This window comes from Gluconobacter sp. P1D12_c, from assembly GCF_018812105.1.
In the GTDB taxonomy this organism is placed as follows: domain Bacteria; phylum Pseudomonadota; class Alphaproteobacteria; order Acetobacterales; family Acetobacteraceae; genus Gluconobacter; species Gluconobacter oxydans_A.
Genome location: NZ_JACSIQ010000055.1, coordinates 1 through 1076, shown reverse-complemented (window position 1 = coordinate 1076; position 1076 = coordinate 1). Strand labels below are relative to the sequence as shown.

Here is a 1076-nt window from a genome sequence, read left to right as displayed (position 1 = left end):
AAAGAGACTATAGATGAGGCTACCCGGAGAAATCCGGATGCATGTTTGCATGTTGAAAATCCAGGAAAGGCGGTTCTCGTTTTTGGTCAGGATTTAGAAGATCTTGAGCGTGAGCATGAGCAGGCTTGCGATGGTGCTGTTGATGTTCAGAAGAATGGCAAGAGCAGGAAAATCAGAAGCACTCAAAATACTATGGCGTGCATTGTTCTGTCTTGGCCAGGTGAGATGGATGCCGATTGTAAGCGTTGGCAAGCTCGGTCGGTCAAGTGGTTGCAGGACACGTATGGGGACCAGTTGAAGACAGTCATCAGGCATGATGATGAGGCTTTTCCTCATCTTCATGCTTTCATCGTTCCTGATGATTTGAAGGCGATCAGCTTACATCCTGGGGATAGTGCAAAGCAGAAGGCCAAGGCGGATGGGTTATCTCCAAAGGAACAAAATGAAGCCTATAAGCAATCGTTTAGAGATTGGCAGGACAGTTATTGGGATAAGGTCGGGAAGCCTTCTGGCTTAACTCGTATTGGTCCAGGTCGTAGGCGTTTAACTCGGGACCAGTGGAACCAGGAGAAGCAACAAGCCAAGGCTTTAGCTATTGCTCTGGCTGATGGTCGTGCTGTTGCAAAGCGTGTTGATGCTGCAAAAGCTAAGGCTGAAAAGTTTGAGAAGGCTGGCACGTTGGTTGGTGCTGTTTCTTCTGCTGTTGCTGGTGGTGTTGTTCAGGTTTCTGAGTCATTCACGAAAAGCCGTTTTGATGATGGTGCGAAGTCTCGTGAAAATGAAATTCATTTATTGAAGAATCAAAATGAGAAGTTGAAAGCGAGTAATTCATCACTAAAAACAAAAATTCACAAAAGTAATGAATCACGAAAATCACTATTGAACGAATTGAAAAGCGAACGCGAAAAAAGTTTTGATAAGGGCAAGCCGTTCAGAGATTTACAGAAGAAGAATGAACAGCTTGAAACTTATCTTGGTTTAGTTTTTGATTCTTTGGATTCGCATGGAATTAATCCTGTTCCGTTCATTAAGACTGTCTACACGTTGGATGATTTAATGCGTGATTGCGATAGGAT

General features: G+C 43.9%; 1 protein-coding gene. It reads left to right on the top strand.

The genetic code is table 11. From position 1 onward, the window contains the following. A partial coding sequence (locus tag KP705_RS15430; RefSeq protein ID WP_215764783.1) for a plasmid recombination protein occupies positions 1-1076 on the top strand: 1076 nt, incomplete at both ends.